The 19016-nt window shown below is 42.0% G+C and carries 12 protein-coding genes; 10 read left to right on the forward strand and 2 right to left on the reverse strand.

The window, feature by feature from the left end; all coding sequences use genetic code 11:
• Positions 1-95 precede the first annotated feature (95 nt).
• The 3 genes from ligD to AAFF35_RS06930 all read left to right on the forward strand — a co-directional run bounded on the left by ligD (position 96) and on the right by AAFF35_RS06930 (position 4063).
• Positions 96-2711 carry a DNA ligase D gene (gene ligD, locus AAFF35_RS06920; protein WP_342331683.1) on the forward strand — a complete coding sequence of 872 codons (2616 nt, stop codon included), beginning with the start codon at positions 96-98 and terminating at the stop codon, positions 2709-2711.
• A gap of 16 nt (positions 2712-2727) precedes the next feature.
• Complete coding sequence (locus AAFF35_RS06925; protein ID WP_342333355.1) at positions 2728-3492, forward strand: Ku protein; 765 nt, start codon at positions 2728-2730, stop codon at positions 3490-3492.
• 82 nt (positions 3493-3574) lie between these two features.
• Positions 3575-4063: a hypothetical protein gene (locus AAFF35_RS06930; RefSeq protein ID WP_342331684.1), complete on the forward strand. Its 489-nt coding sequence runs from the start codon at positions 3575-3577 to the stop codon at positions 4061-4063.
• A 50-nt stretch (positions 4064-4113) separates the two neighbouring features.
• On the opposite strand, the gene AAFF35_RS06935 is transcribed toward AAFF35_RS06930, so the two are convergent.
• Both AAFF35_RS06935 and AAFF35_RS06940 read right to left on the reverse strand, forming a co-directional pair.
• The gene (locus AAFF35_RS06935) at positions 4114-4791 is read right to left on the reverse strand and encodes a LytTR family DNA-binding domain-containing protein (RefSeq protein WP_342331685.1); all 678 of its coding nucleotides are present in this window, start codon (positions 4789-4791) and stop codon (positions 4114-4116) included.
• Positions 4788-5882, reverse strand: a complete 1095-nt coding sequence (locus tag AAFF35_RS06940; protein WP_342331686.1) for a sensor histidine kinase — start codon at positions 5880-5882, stop codon at positions 4788-4790. The genes AAFF35_RS06935 and AAFF35_RS06940 overlap by 4 nt, the downstream gene beginning before the upstream one ends.
• Positions 5883-6036: 154 nt before the next feature.
• Here AAFF35_RS06940 and AAFF35_RS06945 point away from each other — a divergent pair, with 154 nt between their 5' ends.
• The 7 genes from AAFF35_RS06945 (at position 6037) to AAFF35_RS06975 (ending at position 19002) form a co-directional block, all read left to right on the forward strand.
• Positions 6037-7356 carry a hypothetical protein gene (locus AAFF35_RS06945; protein WP_342331687.1) on the forward strand — a complete coding sequence of 440 codons (1320 nt, stop codon included), beginning with the start codon at positions 6037-6039 and terminating at the stop codon, positions 7354-7356.
• Positions 7357-7370: 14 nt separating this feature from the next.
• Positions 7371-8678 carry a cation:dicarboxylase symporter family transporter gene (locus tag AAFF35_RS06950; protein ID WP_342331688.1) on the forward strand — a complete coding sequence of 436 codons (1308 nt, stop codon included), beginning with the start codon at positions 7371-7373 and terminating at the stop codon, positions 8676-8678.
• 5 nt (positions 8679-8683) lie between these two features.
• Positions 8684-10279 (forward strand): phosphoenolpyruvate carboxykinase (ATP), encoded by a 1596-nt coding sequence (gene pckA, locus AAFF35_RS06955; protein ID WP_342331689.1) that lies wholly within the window; start codon positions 8684-8686, stop codon positions 10277-10279.
• Between the two features lie 51 nt (positions 10280-10330).
• A complete protein-coding gene (locus AAFF35_RS06960) occupies positions 10331-11518 on the forward strand; it encodes a cation:dicarboxylase symporter family transporter (protein WP_342331690.1) in 1188 nt (395 codons plus the stop codon).
• A 1076-nt stretch (positions 11519-12594) separates the two neighbouring features.
• Positions 12595-13617, forward strand: coding sequence for a GntR family transcriptional regulator (locus tag AAFF35_RS06965; RefSeq protein ID WP_342331691.1), 1023 nt, complete (start codon positions 12595-12597; stop codon positions 13615-13617).
• A gap of 279 nt (positions 13618-13896) precedes the next feature.
• Positions 13897-17088, forward strand: coding sequence for a TonB-dependent receptor (locus AAFF35_RS06970; RefSeq protein ID WP_342331692.1), 3192 nt, complete (start codon positions 13897-13899; stop codon positions 17086-17088).
• 18 nt (positions 17089-17106) lie between these two features.
• The gene (locus AAFF35_RS06975; protein WP_342331693.1) at positions 17107-19002 is read left to right on the forward strand and encodes a RagB/SusD family nutrient uptake outer membrane protein; all 1896 of its coding nucleotides are present in this window, start codon (positions 17107-17109) and stop codon (positions 19000-19002) included.
• The last annotated feature ends 14 nt before the right edge of the window (positions 19003-19016 follow it).

A 19016-nucleotide genomic window follows, 5' to 3' on the forward strand; every position in this document is an offset into this window, starting at 1 on the left:
GTTAAATATTGTGAATGCCGAACCAGAAGTACATTCCAATAAACTTTCTGCCCCAAAGGTTGTTTTATAGCTAAGTCCTTCAAAATAATTTTTCCATGAGTCTTACTGAATATAAAAAGAAACGTTCCTTTAAGAAAACACCTGAGCCCGAAGGGGGAGAGGGAACAGGAAAGGAATTGCGTTTTGTGATTCAGAAACATGATGCTACTCATTTGCATTATGATTTTCGTTTGGAAATGGATGGGGTACTAAAAAGCTGGGCAGTTCCAAAGGGGCCATCTGCCGATCCTGAAATTAAACGCTTGGCCATGATGGTGGAAGATCATCCCTACGATTACCGGAATTTTGAAGGAATCATTCCTGAGGAGGAATATGGAGGAGGTACGGTAATCGTATGGGACGAGGGAAGTTACACGCCCTTCGAGCCCGAATCTGATGATTTACAGCAGCAGGAAAAACAGTTGTTAAGTCAGTTAAAGGCTGGGAAGCTTAAAGTCATTTTGAAGGGTAAGAAACTCAAAGGAGCCTATGCATTGGTCAAAGCTTATGGCAGGGGAGATAACGGCTGGTTGCTCATGAAACTGAAAGATAAGTACGCACAGGACAGTGACATCCTTTTAAAAGATAAATCTGTTATTTCCGGGAAAACGATTGCACAAATGGAAAAGAAGGCTGATCATAAACCCAATAAAAAGGCCGAAAAAGTAACCAGAGTGCTGGAAAAGCAAGGTAAAGTTATCGCAGCTGTCGGTACCAGGTTGAAGGGCCTGCTAAAAAAAGCGGTAAAAAAAGCTTTTTATGATCAGGTTAAGCCTATGCTGGCGACCCTGGTTAGCGAGCCTTTTGATGAGCCTGGCTGGGTATACGAGATCAAGTGGGATGGCTATCGCGCAATTGCCTTTATGAATAAGGGAAAGGTGACATTCAAATCCCGTAATGATAAATCCTATAACCAGAAATATTATCCCATCTACGAGAAATTGAATGCATTGAAAATAAATGCAATTATAGATGGGGAAGTTGTAGTGGTAAATAAAAAGGGAGACGCTAATTTTGGGGCCTTACAAAACTGGCATAGCGAAGCCGACGGAGAACTGCTGTACTATGTTTTCGATATCCTTTGGTACAATGGCTATGACCTCAGCCATTTGCCCTTGCTTGATCGAAAAGCAATTCTTGCTGAGCTCATTCCCGATCAATCTCCCATCCTGCTCAGCAAAGCTTTTGAAACGTCCGGGATTGAATTTCTAAATGCCGCAAAACGCATTGGTTTGGAAGGAATCATGGCAAAGCGGGCCGACAGTATTTACCATACCGGGAACCGAACAAATGACTGGTTAAAAATTAAGGCCAGCAAAGGTCAGGAAGTCGTAATTGGTGGTTTTACCAAAATTACAGGGAGCCCAAAACCTTTTAGTTCGCTGCTGGTAGGCCTGTTCAAAAATGGAAAATTTATATATACCGGAAAGATCGGGACAGGCTTTAGTTTGAATACTCAAAAAGAACTCCTTACTCAGTTCGAGCCGCTGATTACAGATAAACCCCCATTTTCTGAAGAACCAGATGTCAATAAACCCAATAGGTTTCGGTTCAATTCCCCTCAGGCGAAAGCGACCTGGCTAAAGCCCGAATTGATCTGCGAGGTGAATTTTGCAGAAATGACTACAGACGGACTAATGAGACATCCTTCGTTTAAAGGGATCAGGGGGGATAAAAAAGCAAAAGAAGTCGTGCTGGAAACGGCAGCTGAAACCGATAAAATTGTTCCTAAATCAATTAATCCTAAAGACATGTTAATTACAGAAGCTGAAGAAACACAGGTGAAAAAGATAAATGGACAGGAGTTAACATTCACCAATCCGGACAAAATATACTGGCCGGTTGAAAAAATAAGCAAAGGCGACCTGATCAATTATTACGATCAGATCTCCGGCTTTATCTTGCCTTATCTGAAAGACCGTCCACAGTCTTTAAACCGGTACCCGAATGGGATTACAGGTCAGAATTTTTACCAGAAAGATGTGACCGGAAAAGTGCCAGACTGGATTAAAACGTATCTATATCATGCTGAGGGGGATGATACTGATAAACATTTTCTGGTTGGAAAGGATAAAGCTACCTTATTATACATGGCCAATCTGGGGTGTATAGAAATACATCCATGGAGCAGCACGATTAAAAAACCAGACCATCCAACCTGGTGCATTCTCGACCTGGATCCGGATAAACAACCCTTTGATCAAACGATTGAGGTAGCACAGGTAGCCAAAGCTATTTTGGATGACATGGGTGTTCCAGGTTATTGTAAAACGAGTGGATCTACAGGTTTGCACATTTACATCCCCCTGGGAAATAAATACACTTACGATCAGAGTAAGGAGTTTGCCAGAATTATCGTCACCCTTGTTAACCGTGAGCTGCCAAAAACGACGAGCATGGAACGGGGAGTGGCTGATCGCAAAGGGAAGATCTATTTGGATTTCCTGCAAAACAGGCCGCAGGCTACCATTGCAGCCCCTTATTCCTTACGTCCTAAGCCTGGAGCTACCGTTTCGATGCCCTTGCATTGGGATGAGGTAAAAAAAGGCCTGCAAATGAAGGACTTTAATATTTATAATGCGGTCTCCAGAGCAAACGAAATGGGAGACCTGTTCAAACCAGTGCTTGGCAAAGGGATCAATCTTGCTGCCGTTATTAAAAAAAACCGCTAACCTAAATAATTTAATGATGAGATCGATCTGGAAAGGTGCTATTGGATTTGGTTTGGTGAATATTCCTGTGAAACTGTTTTCAGGGGTGACCAGCAGTAATCTTGATTTGGATATGCTCGATGAACGGGACCATTCCAACATCAAATTCAAGAGGGTAAATGAGAAAACACATAAAGAAGTGCCTTTTGAAAATATTGTAAAAGGTTATTTTCTGAAAGACCGGTATATCATACTGGACGATCATGACTTTGAGGAGGTAAAACCAGAAAAAACAAAAATTATAGAAATAGAAAGTTTTGTAGACATCAGGGAGATCAATGCGATTTATTATGAAACTTCTTACTATACGCAACCCGAAACTCAGGGTAAGAAAGCTTATGCGCTGTTACTTCAGGCATTGCTGAAATCAAAAAAAGCAGGAGTAGCGCGTTTTGTACTAAGAAATCAGGAACACCTTTGTGTCATTCATCCGCTGGATGGCATTATTGTCATCACAAAAGTTCGCTTTCAGGAAGAGATACGTAGTACGAAAGAGGTTCAAATGAAAGAAGAAATCACTATTAAGCCGAAGGAGTTGCAGGTGGGGTTGGCCTTAATCAAAGAATATTCAGGGTCCTTTAATATTGCCGCTTTTAAAAATGATTATTCTAAAGAACTGTTAAAGATTATAAAATCTAAAGCCAAAGGGAAACGCGCGACCGTTAAAAAGATTAAACCTCAAAAGGCGGTTAGTGATGATTTATATGAGCAGTTATTGCAAAGTCTGAATAAGCGGGCATAACCGTAGGGTGTAGCGAAATCTATGTTGCTCTCGTTTAGGGAATTAATACTAAGTAATCTTTGATCGCCACTAACCAAAAATCATGACAAACCAAACAAAATTCTTTTTTATCGCCCTCCTTATCGTTGTTTTAGGATCAGCCTGCACTAAATCTGATCCAGTTACTTATTGTTCAATGCAGATCAAGTATTCCGACATGAACTTTAATGTTGTAGATGCAAGTACAGGGAAAGACTTATTCTTCTCAGATAATCCAAGGTATACCGTGGATCAAATTGCCTTTTTTAAGACAAAAGATAAGCTTTTTAAAGAAGGTTGGAAGCCGCAAGTTATTGGATCCGGTGCACAAAGGTATTTTACAGTCACTATTGGCGCCGAATCTGTAGATACACTCCTGATGAAATTACCGATATCGGGAGGAAATGAGGCTGTAGATGTATTCAGTTTCACCCTTAAGCCATCAAAAGAGCCATGTGAGGCAGCTGTCCTCGATAAAGCAAAATTAAATAACGTTGACATCGTTAAAACGAATGGCAGGCTAATCATTAAAAAAGTACAACCAGTTAATTAATGTCTTAAAAGGTCTGCCTCATTGTATTACAGGAGGTAGATCTTTGATTTTTATTTAAGCGCATCTTTGTACGTCCTTCCAACCGGAAGTTGTTTGCCGTCTTTCAGCACTACAAACTGTGAGTTATGGGATAATATGTGCGTTTTTTGAACGATGTAAGATTTATGAATCCTGACAAAACCAAGCTTTACATTCTTCTCAATGAAATCAGAAAAGCGTTGTAAAACCAGGTACTGTTTATACCTTGTGATGACCTTTAGGTACTCTCCAAATCCCTCGATCCATTGGATCTCGTTCAGGGGTACTTTATTTAACATATAGTCTGATCTGAAGGTCAGGAATTCTTTTTCTACCTCGGGGTCAGTCAGCTTTCTATAGTCAATTGCCTTTTGAACCGCCTTCAGGAAACGTTCTGGAAATACCGGTTTAACCAGATAGTCGATTACATCCAGGTCATATGCCTTCGCTGCATGGGTAGGGTCGGCGGTAATAAAAATGCCTAATTTTCCCTTAGGAATCAGAGCTAACATCTCTGTTCCGGAAAGCCCGGGCATTTCAATGTCCAGGATAAACAACTCCACTTCATCAAGACGACTGTAATTAAGTGCTTCCACTGGATTGAGGAAGCAGGCCAGAAGTTCGATCTCAGGAAGGTCGTCACAATATTTACGAATGAGCTCCAATGCCGGAGACTCATCATCCACATAAATGGCTTTGATTGCGGTCATATTCTGATGGTTAATACAGTGCTGTAATCTACGCCCTTCTGCATAGATTCCAAATTATAGTTCTCCCCATATTGATTGTCCAAAATCATTTTTAATACCTGGAGTCCCGCCCCTCTATAGGATGGGGAATGGTCTGTTGTCTTTTTATCAGCGATAGAATTTGAGATCGAAAACTCAGCTACAGCGTCCTTTAGCGATAATTTAAGCCTGATATAGGCCTTTTCATCTTGCCCTATAACGGAATACTTGACTGCATTTTCGAAAAGAGTAAGGTATATGGTTGGGGGGATTTCTACGACACTAAAAAGCTCATTCGCTTCAAAGTCAAGCTCCATATCCAGTTTGTTTTTACTTTTTAACTGGTAAAGGGTAGCCAATGCGGTAATCATTTGAATTTCCCGTTCTATGGGGATCGTTTTTTTCTCCACTTCATAGGTCGTGTATTGCATTAAGAGGCTGAGCTGTTTGATCAGGTTTGCCGAAACGCTATCCGTTGCATAGCTGTAAGAATAAATGTTGTTTAGCGTATTGAAGAGGAAATGCGGGTTAATCTTTGATTTTACCAGTTCCAGATCTGCTTCTTTTTTCCTGATCAGGAGTTCCACAAGTTCCTGTTCCACGATCAGTTTATACCTGGAGATACTTTGCATGGAAGGAACGAGTATAATGATGAGCTGCGTGAGGTAGATCATGAAAATGTATTTTCCCTCTGCTGCCACCCCATTGTCGAAAAGTTCAGGTTCAAGCAGGATTCTGATCAGACTGGAGATCACAAAAACACCAGCTGTGTACAACACATATTCCCCATATCTTTTAGTCTGGTAGTATTGAGGAACGAGCCTTTTGAAGCATAAAAGGTACAGCGGGATATTGATAACCAGCATAAACAGCAACCGATATAAAGCATCTTGCATGCTAAATAAGCTGAGGGAAACGTAAGCACTAACGCCAATAAATCCAAGCCAGAACAAGACATGCTGCATATAGATCACGCCAGGCCACTTTCCATTCAGCAGGACGTTCATGACCTTTTTTTCAAAAGATAACCTCAGGATCAAAATCAAAAAGACAAGGTTTAATAACAGGATCATTTGTTCATGGCGATTTGGTCAGTTCTGGTCGTTCGTTTATTTATTCTGTCGTTTATTGATATAAATCCTTTTCGACGGTCCTTATACTCATATTTAATTTCCGGGTGCAGCTATTTGCTGTCCGGGAAACAACCAAATATAAAACTTAGAATAGATGAGGGCTAATATCTCTATTTTTTCGGTGATCAGAAATACAGGACTTCTTTTTTTAGGAATGATCCTGGCCCTTGGAATTGCCCTTTTTTTTCCGGATCCTTCTTTTAGTCAGGAGAAAAAGCCGGATAAACTGATCAGGTTTTCCGCCTATGCGCAGTTCTGGGCAAGGTATACGATGATGAACCCAGGCAGCAGGATCAACGAAAGTCAGGTAGCGAATACTGCAGACCTGTCTCTAAGAAGATTCAGAGTGAAAGTGACTGCCAATCCAATGGATCACCTGATGTTTGTGGTTCAGGCAGGTACCACCAATCTGACCGCTTTATCCCACAATGAAAGCCCGGTTGAGCTGCTGGATGCCTATGGCGAATATCAGTTGAATAAGCAGCTGAGCCTTGGCGGCGGGCGTTCGAACTGGAAAGGGCTCACCAGATTTGCCTCAGGCCCAGGATCAACTTTGTTATATGACGTTCCATTCCTGATCCTTGGAAATGTGAACCGTACAGACCTTACCCTTCGAAACCTGAACCTATTTGCAAAGGGACAGCTTGGGTCATTAGATTACCGACTGATCCTAGCGAAACCTTATATCCCGGTAACGGCGAAACCCCAGGAAGGAATTGCTAACTTCAATAACCTGAAGGTAAAACCTAACCTCTCTGCTTATATAAAATGGCAGTTTTTTGAGAGAGAAAGTAATGTTTCTCCAATCTCTCCCGGAACTTACCTGGGCAAGAAAAAAGTGCTGGCAATAGGTATCGGTGCAGAATATCAAAAAGACCTGTTATGGAGCCTCAATTCTGGTGATACGGTTTTAAATAACATGAAAATTTTCAGCGCAGATGTCTTTTTTGATACGCCGCTGAATAAAGAAACCGGCACTTCGCTGAATATTTATGCTGCCGCATTTCTCCATGATTATGGACCTGGTTATATTCGCAACCTGGGAATAAACAATATGGCAAATGGTATGGAAAGTAAAATAGCTGCCTTTAATGGAGCCGGAAATGCCTACCCTGTGGTTGGAACAGGAAAAAGCCTGATTCTTCAATCGGGAATTACCCTGCCATATTTTAACCGCCGAACTAGAAAAACCCGGTTAATGCCCGCTTTTGGAATCCAATATTCCCGCTTCGACCGCTTATCGGATCCCATGTTCAGTTATGACCTCGGATTGAGCCTGCTACTTAAAGACCATTCCTCCAAATTTGTTTTCAATGCCCAGAGCAGGCCAATTTATACGACCCAGGAAACAGCACTCCAAGTTACCGATAGGAAAATGATGTTTGTTCTGATGTACCATATCAATATAGACTAATAAAAAAGAGCCACATGTTAATCGAAAAATCACCTCAACCTGCTTTTCAGCAGAACAAAAAGCCAGTATGGCTGCGGATCCTTGCCAACTTAACTTTCTGGGTACTCATCGCCATTATCGCCGGTGTAGTGCTGGGCAGTTATGCGCCTGCAACTGCTGTGAAAATGGAAATTATAGGAAAGACCTTTATCGACATCATCAAGCTCTTCATCGCGCCCATTATTTTTTTAACCATCGTTTTGGGAATCAGTGGGATGGGAGACCTGAAAAAGGTGGGCAGGATAGGCCTGAAATCACTTTTATATTTTGAAATCGTATCTACGTTCTCTCTGGCCATCGGAATTTTAATGGCTGTTTTGTTGAAGCCCGGAAATATCGATAAGTCTAAACTTCAAATCGGTGATGCCTCGAAATATACTTCCGGACCTGCAAAGGATTTTGATTGGGTACATTTCTTTATGAACAACGTGACCATTCAGGTACTGGTGGTGGCCATTATTGTAGGGATTATTCTCAATTACTCCAGACACCGTGAAAAAGCAGTCAACGGTTTAGGACGCCTGTCTAAAATCGTCTTTCTCGGGCTAAAGTACGTGATGTACCTGGCACCCCTTGGTGCTTTTGGTGGAATGGCTTACACGGTAGGTAAATTCGGTCTTCATACGCTCGTTCCATTGGCAAAACTCATGGGGACGGTATACCTGACCATGGGGATTTTCATCTTCCTCGTTCTCGGCGGAATTATGAAGTATTATCAAATGAGCATCTGGAAATTCATTAAATATATAAAAGAAGAATTGCTGCTGGTATTGGGCACATCGTCTTCAGAATCGGCCCTTCCATCGATTATGCAGAAGCTGGAAAAAATGGGCTGCAGCAAGTCTGTAGTTGGACTGGTTATTCCAACAGGCTATTCCTTTAACCTCGACGGAACGTCAATCTACCTTTCTATGTCGGTGATTTTTCTTGCTCAGCTGTATGGGGTTGAACTATCTGCGCTGGAGATGCTCAGCATTATTGGAATATTGATGGTCACTTCAAAGGGAGCTGCAGGGGTTACCGGTAGCGGGTTTATCGTCCTGGCCTCTACCTTGGCAGCCTTGCACAAAATACCGATCGAAGGACTGGCCTTTTTACTCGGCGTAGATAAGTTTATGAGTGAGGCACGTGCGCTTACCAATATCATCGGTAATGGCGTCGCAGCCATCGTGATCGCCAAAAGTGAGAAGGAGTTCAATCCGGTAACAGAAAACGGGGAGGAACAGGATTGGAGCCTTGGAGGAACAGAAATTGAAAAAGGAAAACTTGCGAACATTAACTAAATCAAATGAAAACAACGGCAACATTTCAGGAACTGAAGATGAGTGAATATGGGAAGCATGTTCATTACCAGCTAAGCGCGGAAGTGCTTGTTCGGCAATCTCTTGAAAAAGGACAGGGGACTTTAAGCAGCACCGGTGTACTTTGTGTGGATACCGGCAAATTTACGGGCCGCTCTCCGAAAGATAAATTCACGGTAATCGACGACATTACCCTGAATACGGTCGACTGGGGCGAGGTGAACAGACCGATTTCTGAAGCACATTTTGATTTGTTGCATGCTAAAATGAAAAGCTATCTGTCTGCCAAAGAAGTATGGGTAAGAGATGCCTACGCCTGTGCAGATCCGCGGTACAGATTAAACATCCGTGTGGTCAATGAAACGCCCTGGGCAAATTTGTTTTGTCATCATCTTTTTGGGAGACCAAATGAAGGGGATCAGTTAGCGGAAACCAGGGAATGGCTGATTTTACAAGCGCCTGGTTTTTTAGCCGATCCTGAAACAGATGGCACGAGACAACAGAATTTTACGGCGGTCAGCTTTAGTAAAAAGATCATACTCATAGGTGGTACTGCCTATACTGGTGAAATGAAAAAGGGTGTTTTTAGTGTGTTGAACTATCTCTTGCCCGAAGGGCGAGACGTATTGAGTATGCATTGCTCTGCCAATGAAGGAAAAGATGGAGATGTGGCCCTGTTTTTTGGTCTTTCAGGAACAGGGAAGACGACACTTAGCGCAGACCCTAACCGTTCCCTGATCGGAGATGATGAACATGGATGGTCTGATGATGGGGTCTTTAATTTTGAAGGTGGCTGTTACGCAAAAGTTGTAGACCTGAATGCCGACAAAGAACCTGAGATTTTTGGAGCGATAAGAGAATCAGCCCTTCTGGAGAATGTGGTCCTTGAGGGTAAGACCGGCATCGTCGACTTTTCAGATACGGGTAAAACTGAGAATACCCGCGTCGCTTATCCAATCGATTATATTGAAAATGTTAAAATTCCTTCTTCGGCTGGAATACCCCGAAATATTTTCTTCCTTACCTGTGATGCGTTTGGAATTCTGCCTCCAATTGCTAAACTTCATAAGGGACAGGCGATGTATCATTTTATTTCCGGCTATACCGCCAAGGTTGCGGGAACAGAAATGGGAATTTCTGAACCTCAATCTACATTCTCTGCCTGTTTTGGGCGGGTTTTTCTGCCATTGCATCCGTTAAAGTACGCGGAGCTTTTGGGGAGGAAGCTGGATGCAAATCCGGAGATAAATGTATGGCTCGTAAACACCGGTTGGATTGGAGGAGCCTATGGGAAAGGAAACCGGATCAGCCTGAAATATACCCGTTCATTGATTGCAGCGGCAATGAATGGAGAACTTAGCGATGTCGGTTTTGTTCCGCATCCTGTTTTTCAGTTTGCAGTTCCACAAAGCTGTCCAAATGTTCCTTCCGAAATCCTTAACCCAAGGGCTTTATGGTCAAATGAGGAGGAATATGATGTCCAGGCAAATGAACTGGCCAGACGCTTTGAGCAACATTTTTCGAATTATAAAGATCAGGCAACTGAAGCGATAAAAAATGGAGCGCCATTGATTCTTGGTTAATTGATGGTTTTAAGTATATTCATCAAGAAGCAAATACTATAGCGAAACGATTTGAGCATCCTGACCAATACAAACCTGAACCCGAATAAGCTGAACCGTTATTTAAGCTTACAGATACTCAGTGCCATCGTGATGGGAACTTTGTGCGGTGTTTATTTTCCGAAACTTGCCATACAAATGCAATGGGTGGGAACCTCGTTCGTCACCGTTATCGAACCCTTTGTGCCGCCGATCATTTTCCTGAGTATTGTGAGCTTGTTTGGCAGCCTGGAAAACCTGAGACTTGCGGGAAGAATCACGATTAAAGCCCTTGTTTATTTCGTCATTGTGAGTTCCATGGCAATTGTTTTTGGCATCTGCAGTGCCTTGCTGATTAAGCCGGGGCGAATAGACAAAAGCTTTTTTGGCGCGATCTCTCCTCCAAAGGTAGAAGAAAGCAATTATCATGAATGGTTAAACGTGGTCCTGCAAAACAGTATGCTCATCATCCTTGTTTTGGCCATCGCGATAGGCTTGTTTATCAACCAGTACAAATACAGAAATGAGGTGATCAGGGTCATTGACCAAATAAAACTGACCTTGCTGAAGCTGTTAAGGTATATTTTTCTGCTGGCCCCAATCGTTACTTTTTGCGGGATCGCTTATACGGTTGGCCGTTATGGACTGGATACCCTGGTTCCTATAGGTAAGATGCTGGCAGGGACCTACATCGCGATGTTCCTTTTCGTACTCATCGTACTCGGAAGCCTCCTGGCCACTTTCAAGGTGAATGTTTTTACCTTCCTGGGGAACATCAAAAATGAACTTTTATATGCACTGGGTACGTCCTCGTCCAGTTCTGTTATTCCCTTATTGATGGAAAGGCTGGAGGGGCTTGGCCTGAAACAACCAGTAGTGAGGCTTGTTACCGTAACCGGCAACTCCCTGAACCTGAATGGAACCTGTATTTATCTGGGAATGTCGGTCGTGTTCCTGGCACAACTCAATAACATCAGCTTTTCATTCTCTGAACTATGCAGCATCGTGATGATTGTTTTGTTGACTTCAAAGGGGGCTTCCGGGATACCGGGCACAGGATTTCTCGCTTTGGTAACCACTGTTGGCAGTATTCATAAAATTCCGGTAGAGGGCCTGGCAGTACTGCTAAGTATCGACCGTTTTATGAGTGAAGCCAGGGCGATCACGAACACAATAGGGCATAGTGTGGCTGCATTGGTGGTATCTAAAAGTGAAAAATAGGTTTTACCCCCGGATTTTATATCCTGGAATGATTAAAGGTTGGACAACTTCAATGTTTTCAGCCATTCCTTTAAACTTGTTTTCCTTAGCTGTTGAAGACCATTTTCCTTTAGATCCGGACAGATGCCGAAGATTTGCTATTGAACGCGCTACATCAGCTGATAGGCCTACTGGTCCTGTATATTTAATTTGTTTCTGAAAAGATCTGCTCATGGTTTGTTGTTATTAAATCCTTGTTTTTCAGTTTGTTATTTGGTATTACAAAAATAGCGCTTTTGTCTTTATTCCCAAAGACGGTCTGGTGACGGATAAAAGTTCTCCTTAATACTTCCTTATATACGTTAAAGCGCTTATTATTATAGTTTGTAAATTCATTTGGAAGATTCGCGGCTAGAAATCCCCAGGTACGTATGTTTGTTTGCTGTTGAATATAATTCATAATATCTAATATCGTTCCTCCTATATACCCAAAAGAGTTTTGTCCGGTTAACATTCTATATCTTAAATCCTGAATAGAATCGCAATAGTGCCGTTTGGGACTAAGATTGATTTTTGGATAGAAGTCTAATGTTAGGAAGGAATTATCATAGCTTTTTATTGACACAATATATTTAATGCAACATTTTTCATTGTGTCTATAAAATCTAAATATCATCTCATTGGAATAGCTCTCAGTGGAGATATACTTATTTGATTTCACCTGTACGAGTTTATAGGGCAAAGGGGTGTTAAACATTTTTTTCTTGTCGTTAAGCGATTTTAAGTATTATTTGGTTAAAAACCTGATCTGTTCTGTATTTATTTCTTTTTTATGTAATATTATAATTCAATATTTAATTTAAAGATGAAATCCCAATGAGAATACTATGGTATAAGTAAAATGTACGTCAGTGATTAGCGTTGCACTACAATAATTTTTTACATCGCAAAGATGTCCTGATGTAGAATGCCAAATGGTGTACTATGAAGTGAGAAAAATCTCCGAAATCCTAAAAATCTAAAAACTTTTATATCTTCACCGCAGAATATAATTATTAACGGCCAATATTAATCTTTGCTGTTTATCGCATTTCTGCATGAAACTAGATCAATTAATTACAGAAATTAAAGCGCTGGAAGATGTATCCACATTTTCGAAACATGAACAATTGGTTCAGGGAATTATTAATGCGCTGGATCAGAAAATATTGGTCAGGGGAGATGCTTTACCTTCAGTAAACCGGATGATCAAGGAAATTGGTTTTGCAGGGGAAACGATTGCAAAGGCCTATAAAGAACTGGTGAGCAGAGGTATCCTGGAATCCAAAAACAGAAAGGGATACTTTGTTGCGACAGAAGATACGGAGCAGCATTTAAGGGTCTGTTTGTTATTATATGCATTTGATACCTTCCAGGAGACATTTTACCAGAGTTTCAGAAATAAATTAGGCGAAAACATCCAATTGGATCTTTTCTTTCATCATAATAACTTTGCTGTATTTGAGAACACGATCAACAACATCAAAGGCAAGTATGGCATGTATGTGATCGCTCCGATTGACCTTCCTGAGTCCATCCCTCTGGTTGCGCAGTTTCCGATGAATAAGCTGCTGATCGTCGACAGACAATTAAACCTGACTGAAGAACATTCCTATATCGTACAGGAATTTAAGGAATCATCCTATAATGCCTTTGTGGAACTGGCAGAGCGTATTAAGGAATTCGAGGAGTTTGTTTTCTTTTTTAAGCAAAAATCTGCGGAGCCAAATGACGTTATGGACTCGTTTCAACGCTTTATCAAGGACTATGATGTCAATGGCGTTATAAAAAGCAAATATGAGTTGGGCAGCATAGCGCCAAATAAAGTATACTTTACCATCCATAATTTAGAATTATGGGAAATCCTTAAAGACTCTAAAATTAAAGGATTGAAACCCGGAAAAGATTTAGGCATATTATCTCATAATGACGATAATATTAAAGAAATAATCTTTGACGGAATTACCACATTCTCTATTGATTTTGCTCAAATGGGCGAAATGGCCGCAGAGTTTGTACTCTTCAGAAAACCGATACAACACATCATGAAGAACACGCTAATTAGACGAAATTCTTTATAATTTAATTTTATATCGCGTTGATTTTCATCCTCTTATCGGAGTCATGGCTCGCAAGGTCTTAATTCTGTTTGTTCAAAATGACTTCTGAAAAATAAATTTTGGAATGTAAAATATTTTCACAACCTTGGCACTAGTGTAGTGTAGTATAGTGTAACTAAGCTACACGAACAAACCAACGAGCCAACCAAATATAAATTATGAAAGCATGCTGCATCTATGGGATCTACCTGCGGGTATTCGTCTGGTTTATTATTCTTCTCTGAACCAAACTAAATGAATATGAAATATAATTTTACCAGATTTTTTTCAATGTACAGCTGTTGGCTATTGCTGCTGGTTTGCATTGGTACTGCAACTTCGCTTAATGCGCAAACCACCGGGCAACGGCTTACAGGGGTTGTCCTTGACAGCGTCGATAGGGCACCCATTCCAAGCGCTTCTGTAATGATAAAAGGAACAAAACAGGGAACTCAGACAGACAATATGGGAAGATTTACCCTGGATGTTTCCGGAGAAGGCGCCACCTTGGTTTTTTCTTTTGTGAGTTATAAACCCAGAGAGTTATACGTTCAGAAGGGCAAACCTGTAACGGTAAGGATGGTCTCTGCACAGGATCGCCTGGAAGAAGTGGCAATTGTAGCTTATGGTACACAAAAGAAAAGCAGCATGGTGGCTTCGATCACCACCATAGATCCAAAAGAACTAAAGGGACCTACTTCAAATCTGACCACAATGCTGGCCGGGCGTATTGCCGGGATGGTGGCCTATCAACGAAGCGGTGAGCCTGGTATGGACAATGCCTCCTTCTTTATCAGAGGGGTAGGTAGTTTTGGTGCCGGAAAGAAAGACCCTTTAATATTGATTGACGGAATGGAATCGACAGGAACAGACCTTGCCCGACTTCAACCAGATGACATCGCCGGTTTCTCCGTACTTAAAGATGCTGCAGCTTCTTCTTTATATGGAGCAAGGGGCGCAAACGGGGTGGTATTGGTGACGACCAAACAGGGTGAAATCGGTGCCGCCAAGTTTAACGTCAGGTTTGAAAACTCATTGTCGTCCAATACCAGAAATTTCAAATTTGCAGATAACATCACATATATGAATCTGGCAAATGAAGCAGTCTTAACAAGAGATCCTAAAAAAAGCCTGCCTTATCTCCCCAACAAAATTGACCATACTGCAGCGGGCGACAACCCATTACTGTACCCAAATAACAACTGGATAGAACAGCTGATTAAGGATTATACCAATAACCAGCGTTTCAATATGAATGTAAGCGGGGGAGGGAATACCGCACGCTATTATGTTGCCGGAACCTATAATGTTGACAATGGTATTTTAAGAACCGACAAGAAAAACAATTTAGATAACAACATTAAAATTAAGAACTATGCGGTGCGCTCTAATGTGAATTTAAAGCTTACACCAACTACAGAAGCCATCGTAAGGACTTCTGCTCAGTTTGATGATTATACTGGTCCGGTTGGCGGCCGCGATGAATGGGGCAATCTGATCAATGGTGGTGCGGCAGTATTTCAAACGGCGCTGTGGTCTAATCCTGTGATGTTCCCCGCAGTATATCCGGCAGAGTATTCGCCGTTTTCAAAACACCCCTTGTTTGGTAACGCTTTTATAGGCGATTCACAAAATATGTACATTAACCCATATGCGAGGATGGTTTCGGGCTATCAGCAATACAATACCTCAACGGTTAACGTCCAGCTGGAATTGAAACAGGACCTGAAGGCAATTACAGAAGGCTTGTCGACCAGATTAATGGCTTATACTCAACGCTATTCCTATTTTGATGTAGCCCGTAGTTTTAACCCGTTCTTTTACAATCTGACCGTTATTCCAGGCAGTACGGAGCGGATTCTTTCTCCTTTAAACCCCCTGGGAGGCACTGAGTTTCTAAGTTATAATCAAGGAAACAGAAACCAGAATACCACCACATATGGAGAGCTCGCAGTTAACTACAGCAGAACATTTAAAGAAAAACATGCGGTTACAGGGATGCTCATCGGGATCCTTAGAAATTATCTTACCGCTAACGGGGGCGATCTGCAGGCTTCGTTGCCTTCAAGGAATCTAGGTGTTTCAGGTAGATTAACCTATGCTTATGATAACCGTTATCTTTTCGAAGGTAACTTTGGCTATAATGGTTCTGAGCGTTTTGCCGCCAACCACCGTTTTGGTTTTTTCCCTTCAGCAGGTGTAGGATGGAATGTTTCTGAGGAGGACTTCTTTGAACCGCTTAAACCAGTGATCACAAGGCTTAAGCTTAGAGGTACTTATGGTTTGGTTGGAAATGACCAGATCGGAAGGTCTGAAGACCGGTTCTTTTACCTTTCCAATGTCGATCCGAATAGTACTGGCAGGGGGTATACCTGGGGTGATAAATGGGATTTTTACAGACCGGGTTATTATGTCAGCAGGTATGAGAATTACGACATCACCTGGGAAAAGGCCACGACAACAGATCTGGGCTTTGACCTGAACTTCAAAAATGGATTCTCAATGGTGTTTGATTACTACAAATCCGTTCGCAGTAATATCCTGATGGGCCGCTCTAATATTCCAAGTACAATGGGCTTTAATACCACTGTGCAAGCCAATGTTGGTAAAGCAAAAAACGAGGGCTTTGACCTGGCACTGGACTACAGTAAAACATTTGGTTCCAATTGGTGGATCCAGGCAAGGGGTAACTTCACTTATGCAAAAAATGAAGTCATGGTGAACGAAGAGCCTGATTATCCGGAGGGCTTAAAACACCTTTCAAGATTAGGTTATCCTTTTGAACAAAAATATGGTTTGATTGCAGAGCGTCTGTTTGTTGACGACATAGAGGCCAGAAACTCGCCGACACAGAATTTTGGCGGACTGATCCCTACCATGGGTGGAGATATCAAATACCGCGATATTAATGGCGATGGTCAGATCACTGATAAGGATAAAGTGCCGATTGGCTTATCAACAGATCCGGAGATCATCTATGGTTTTGGATTCTCTTTAGGATTTAAGGGCTTTGATGTGAGTACTTTCTTCCAGGGCTCCGCACGGTCTTCCTTCTTTATTGACCCGGGAAACATTACGCCTTTTGCATTGAATGGCTCTTTCCAGAATGGATTGCTTAAAGCAATTGCAGACGACCACTGGTCGGAAGATAACCGGAATTTACACGCCTTATGGCCAAGACTTACCGATGGTTTCAATAATAACAATAACCAGTTTTCTACCTGGTGGCAGCGTGACGGCAGCTTCCTCCGGTTAAAATCTGTGGAAATTGGTTACAATTTACCGAAAAAAGCACTGAGCCGTTTTAGGCTTGCCAGTTTAAGATTATACTTAAATGGTTCCAACCTCGCTGTGTTCAGCCCCTTTAAATTATGGGATCCGGAAATGGGATCGAAAGGTCTTGGATATCCTGTTCAGGCCGTATACAATATAGGTCTGAATGTTGGATTTTAATTAAAGATAAAGAAGATCATGAAAACGAAAATATATATCATACCGGTTTTAGTGCTTTTATTTAGCCTGAATGCCTGTAAAAAAAGCTTCCTTGATGTAGTGCCAGACAATGTGCCCACGTTAGACAATGCCTTTACCATGCGCAATGAAGCCATCAAATACCTGGCTACCTGTTATTCTTACCTGCCAAATGATGGGGAGCCTACCCAAAATATCGCCTATATGGGTGGAGATGAATTCTGGCTGGATTTTCCATCGAGAAGTATCAATGCCACAAACTGGGCGATGGCCAGGGGAAATCAGAGCGTGGTAAATCCTTTGGTCAATTACTGGGATGGAGGGATGTTCAATGCCATTCGGGATTGCAATATTTTTCTGGAAAATGTGCGTGACCTGAACAAAGTCCGCGACATGAGCATTGATGAGCGCAACCGATGGCTTGGAGAAGTGGAATTTCTGAAAGCTTATTACCATTTCCTGCTTTTCAGACACTACGGGCCAATCCCTGTTGTTGATGTAAACCTCCCGGTAAATGCCCCGATCGAACAAACGAAAGTTAAACGCCAGCCGGTTGATTCTGTGGTCAACTATATCGTGAAATTACTGGATGAGGCTGCTGCAAAGTTGCCAAACAATGTGATGATTCCGGCAACAGATCTCGGCCACATTACCAAACCAATTGCCTTGAGCATAAAGGCTAAAGTACTGTTGTACGCCGCAAGTCCGCTGTTTAACGGGAATAAGGATTATGTTAATTTTAAGAATCCTGACGGACAGCTGCTGTTCAATCAGACGGTAAGTACCGATAAATGGAAAAAGGCTGCCAATGCGGCTAAAGAGGCAATTATCGCTGCGGAAACAGCAGGGATTAAGCTGTATACTTTTCCCGGTACGACCTTTCCACTTTCCAGTACGACGATGAGGGAAATGAGCATTAGAAATGCAGTGACAGAGAAATGGAATACAGAGATCATTTGGGGGAATCCCAATTCAAGGACATGGCAGCTGCAATATTCTTCTATGGCCCATATTGATCCCTCTTTCTCCGGTAACAACAGTGTACATGGAACGCTGGCCCCTCCAATGAAAATTGTGGAGCAGTTTTATACTAAAAACGGTGTTCCAATTGATGAAGATAAAACACTGGATTTCTCTAACAAAGCACAACTGCGTACGGGAACAAACAGCGAACGCTATTACATCGTTGAAAATTATCAGACGGCAAGGATAAATTTCGACAGGGAACCAAGGTTTTATGCCGATCTGGGCTTTGATGGGGGTAAGTGGTATATGGAAAGCAACAGGAGTGATGACAATGCTTTTTCTGCCCAGCTTAAACTGGGACAGTATGGCAGTGGTTTATCGATTACCGTAACTACCTATTATCCTAAAAAACTGGTCAACTGGAAGTTTGCTTTTAAAGAAGGGAACAGCAATCACATTGAAGAGTATCCTTTTCCAATGATCAGGCTTGCGGATCTTTATCTAATGTATGCGGAAGCTTTAAATGAAGCAGACGGACCTTCTTCAGAAGTATATACCTACCTGGACAAAATCAGGGAACGTGCCGGATTGGAAGGTGTGGTGGATTCATGGAACAAATACTCGGTTAATCCAGGTAAACCGGGTACTCAACTGGGCTTACAGTCCATCATCCGCAGAGAACGTAATATTGAAATGTCGTTTGAAGGCAGCAGGTTCTGGGATCTTCGCCGCTGGAAACTGGCAGCGCAGGAGCTGAATAAAAATATAACAGGCTGGGACAGGGATCAGGATAAAGACCATCCGGAGTTGTTTTACAGGCTAACAAATATTTATACGCAGCGTTTCATAGCGCCGAGAGATTATTTATGGCCGATCAGAGAGAACAATTTACTGGTCAATCCCAACCTTGTTCAAAACCCGGGATGGTAATTAAATATGGATAC

It is taken from the genome of Pedobacter sp. FW305-3-2-15-E-R2A2 (genome assembly GCF_038446955.1).
Classification (GTDB): domain Bacteria; phylum Bacteroidota; class Bacteroidia; order Sphingobacteriales; family Sphingobacteriaceae; genus Pedobacter.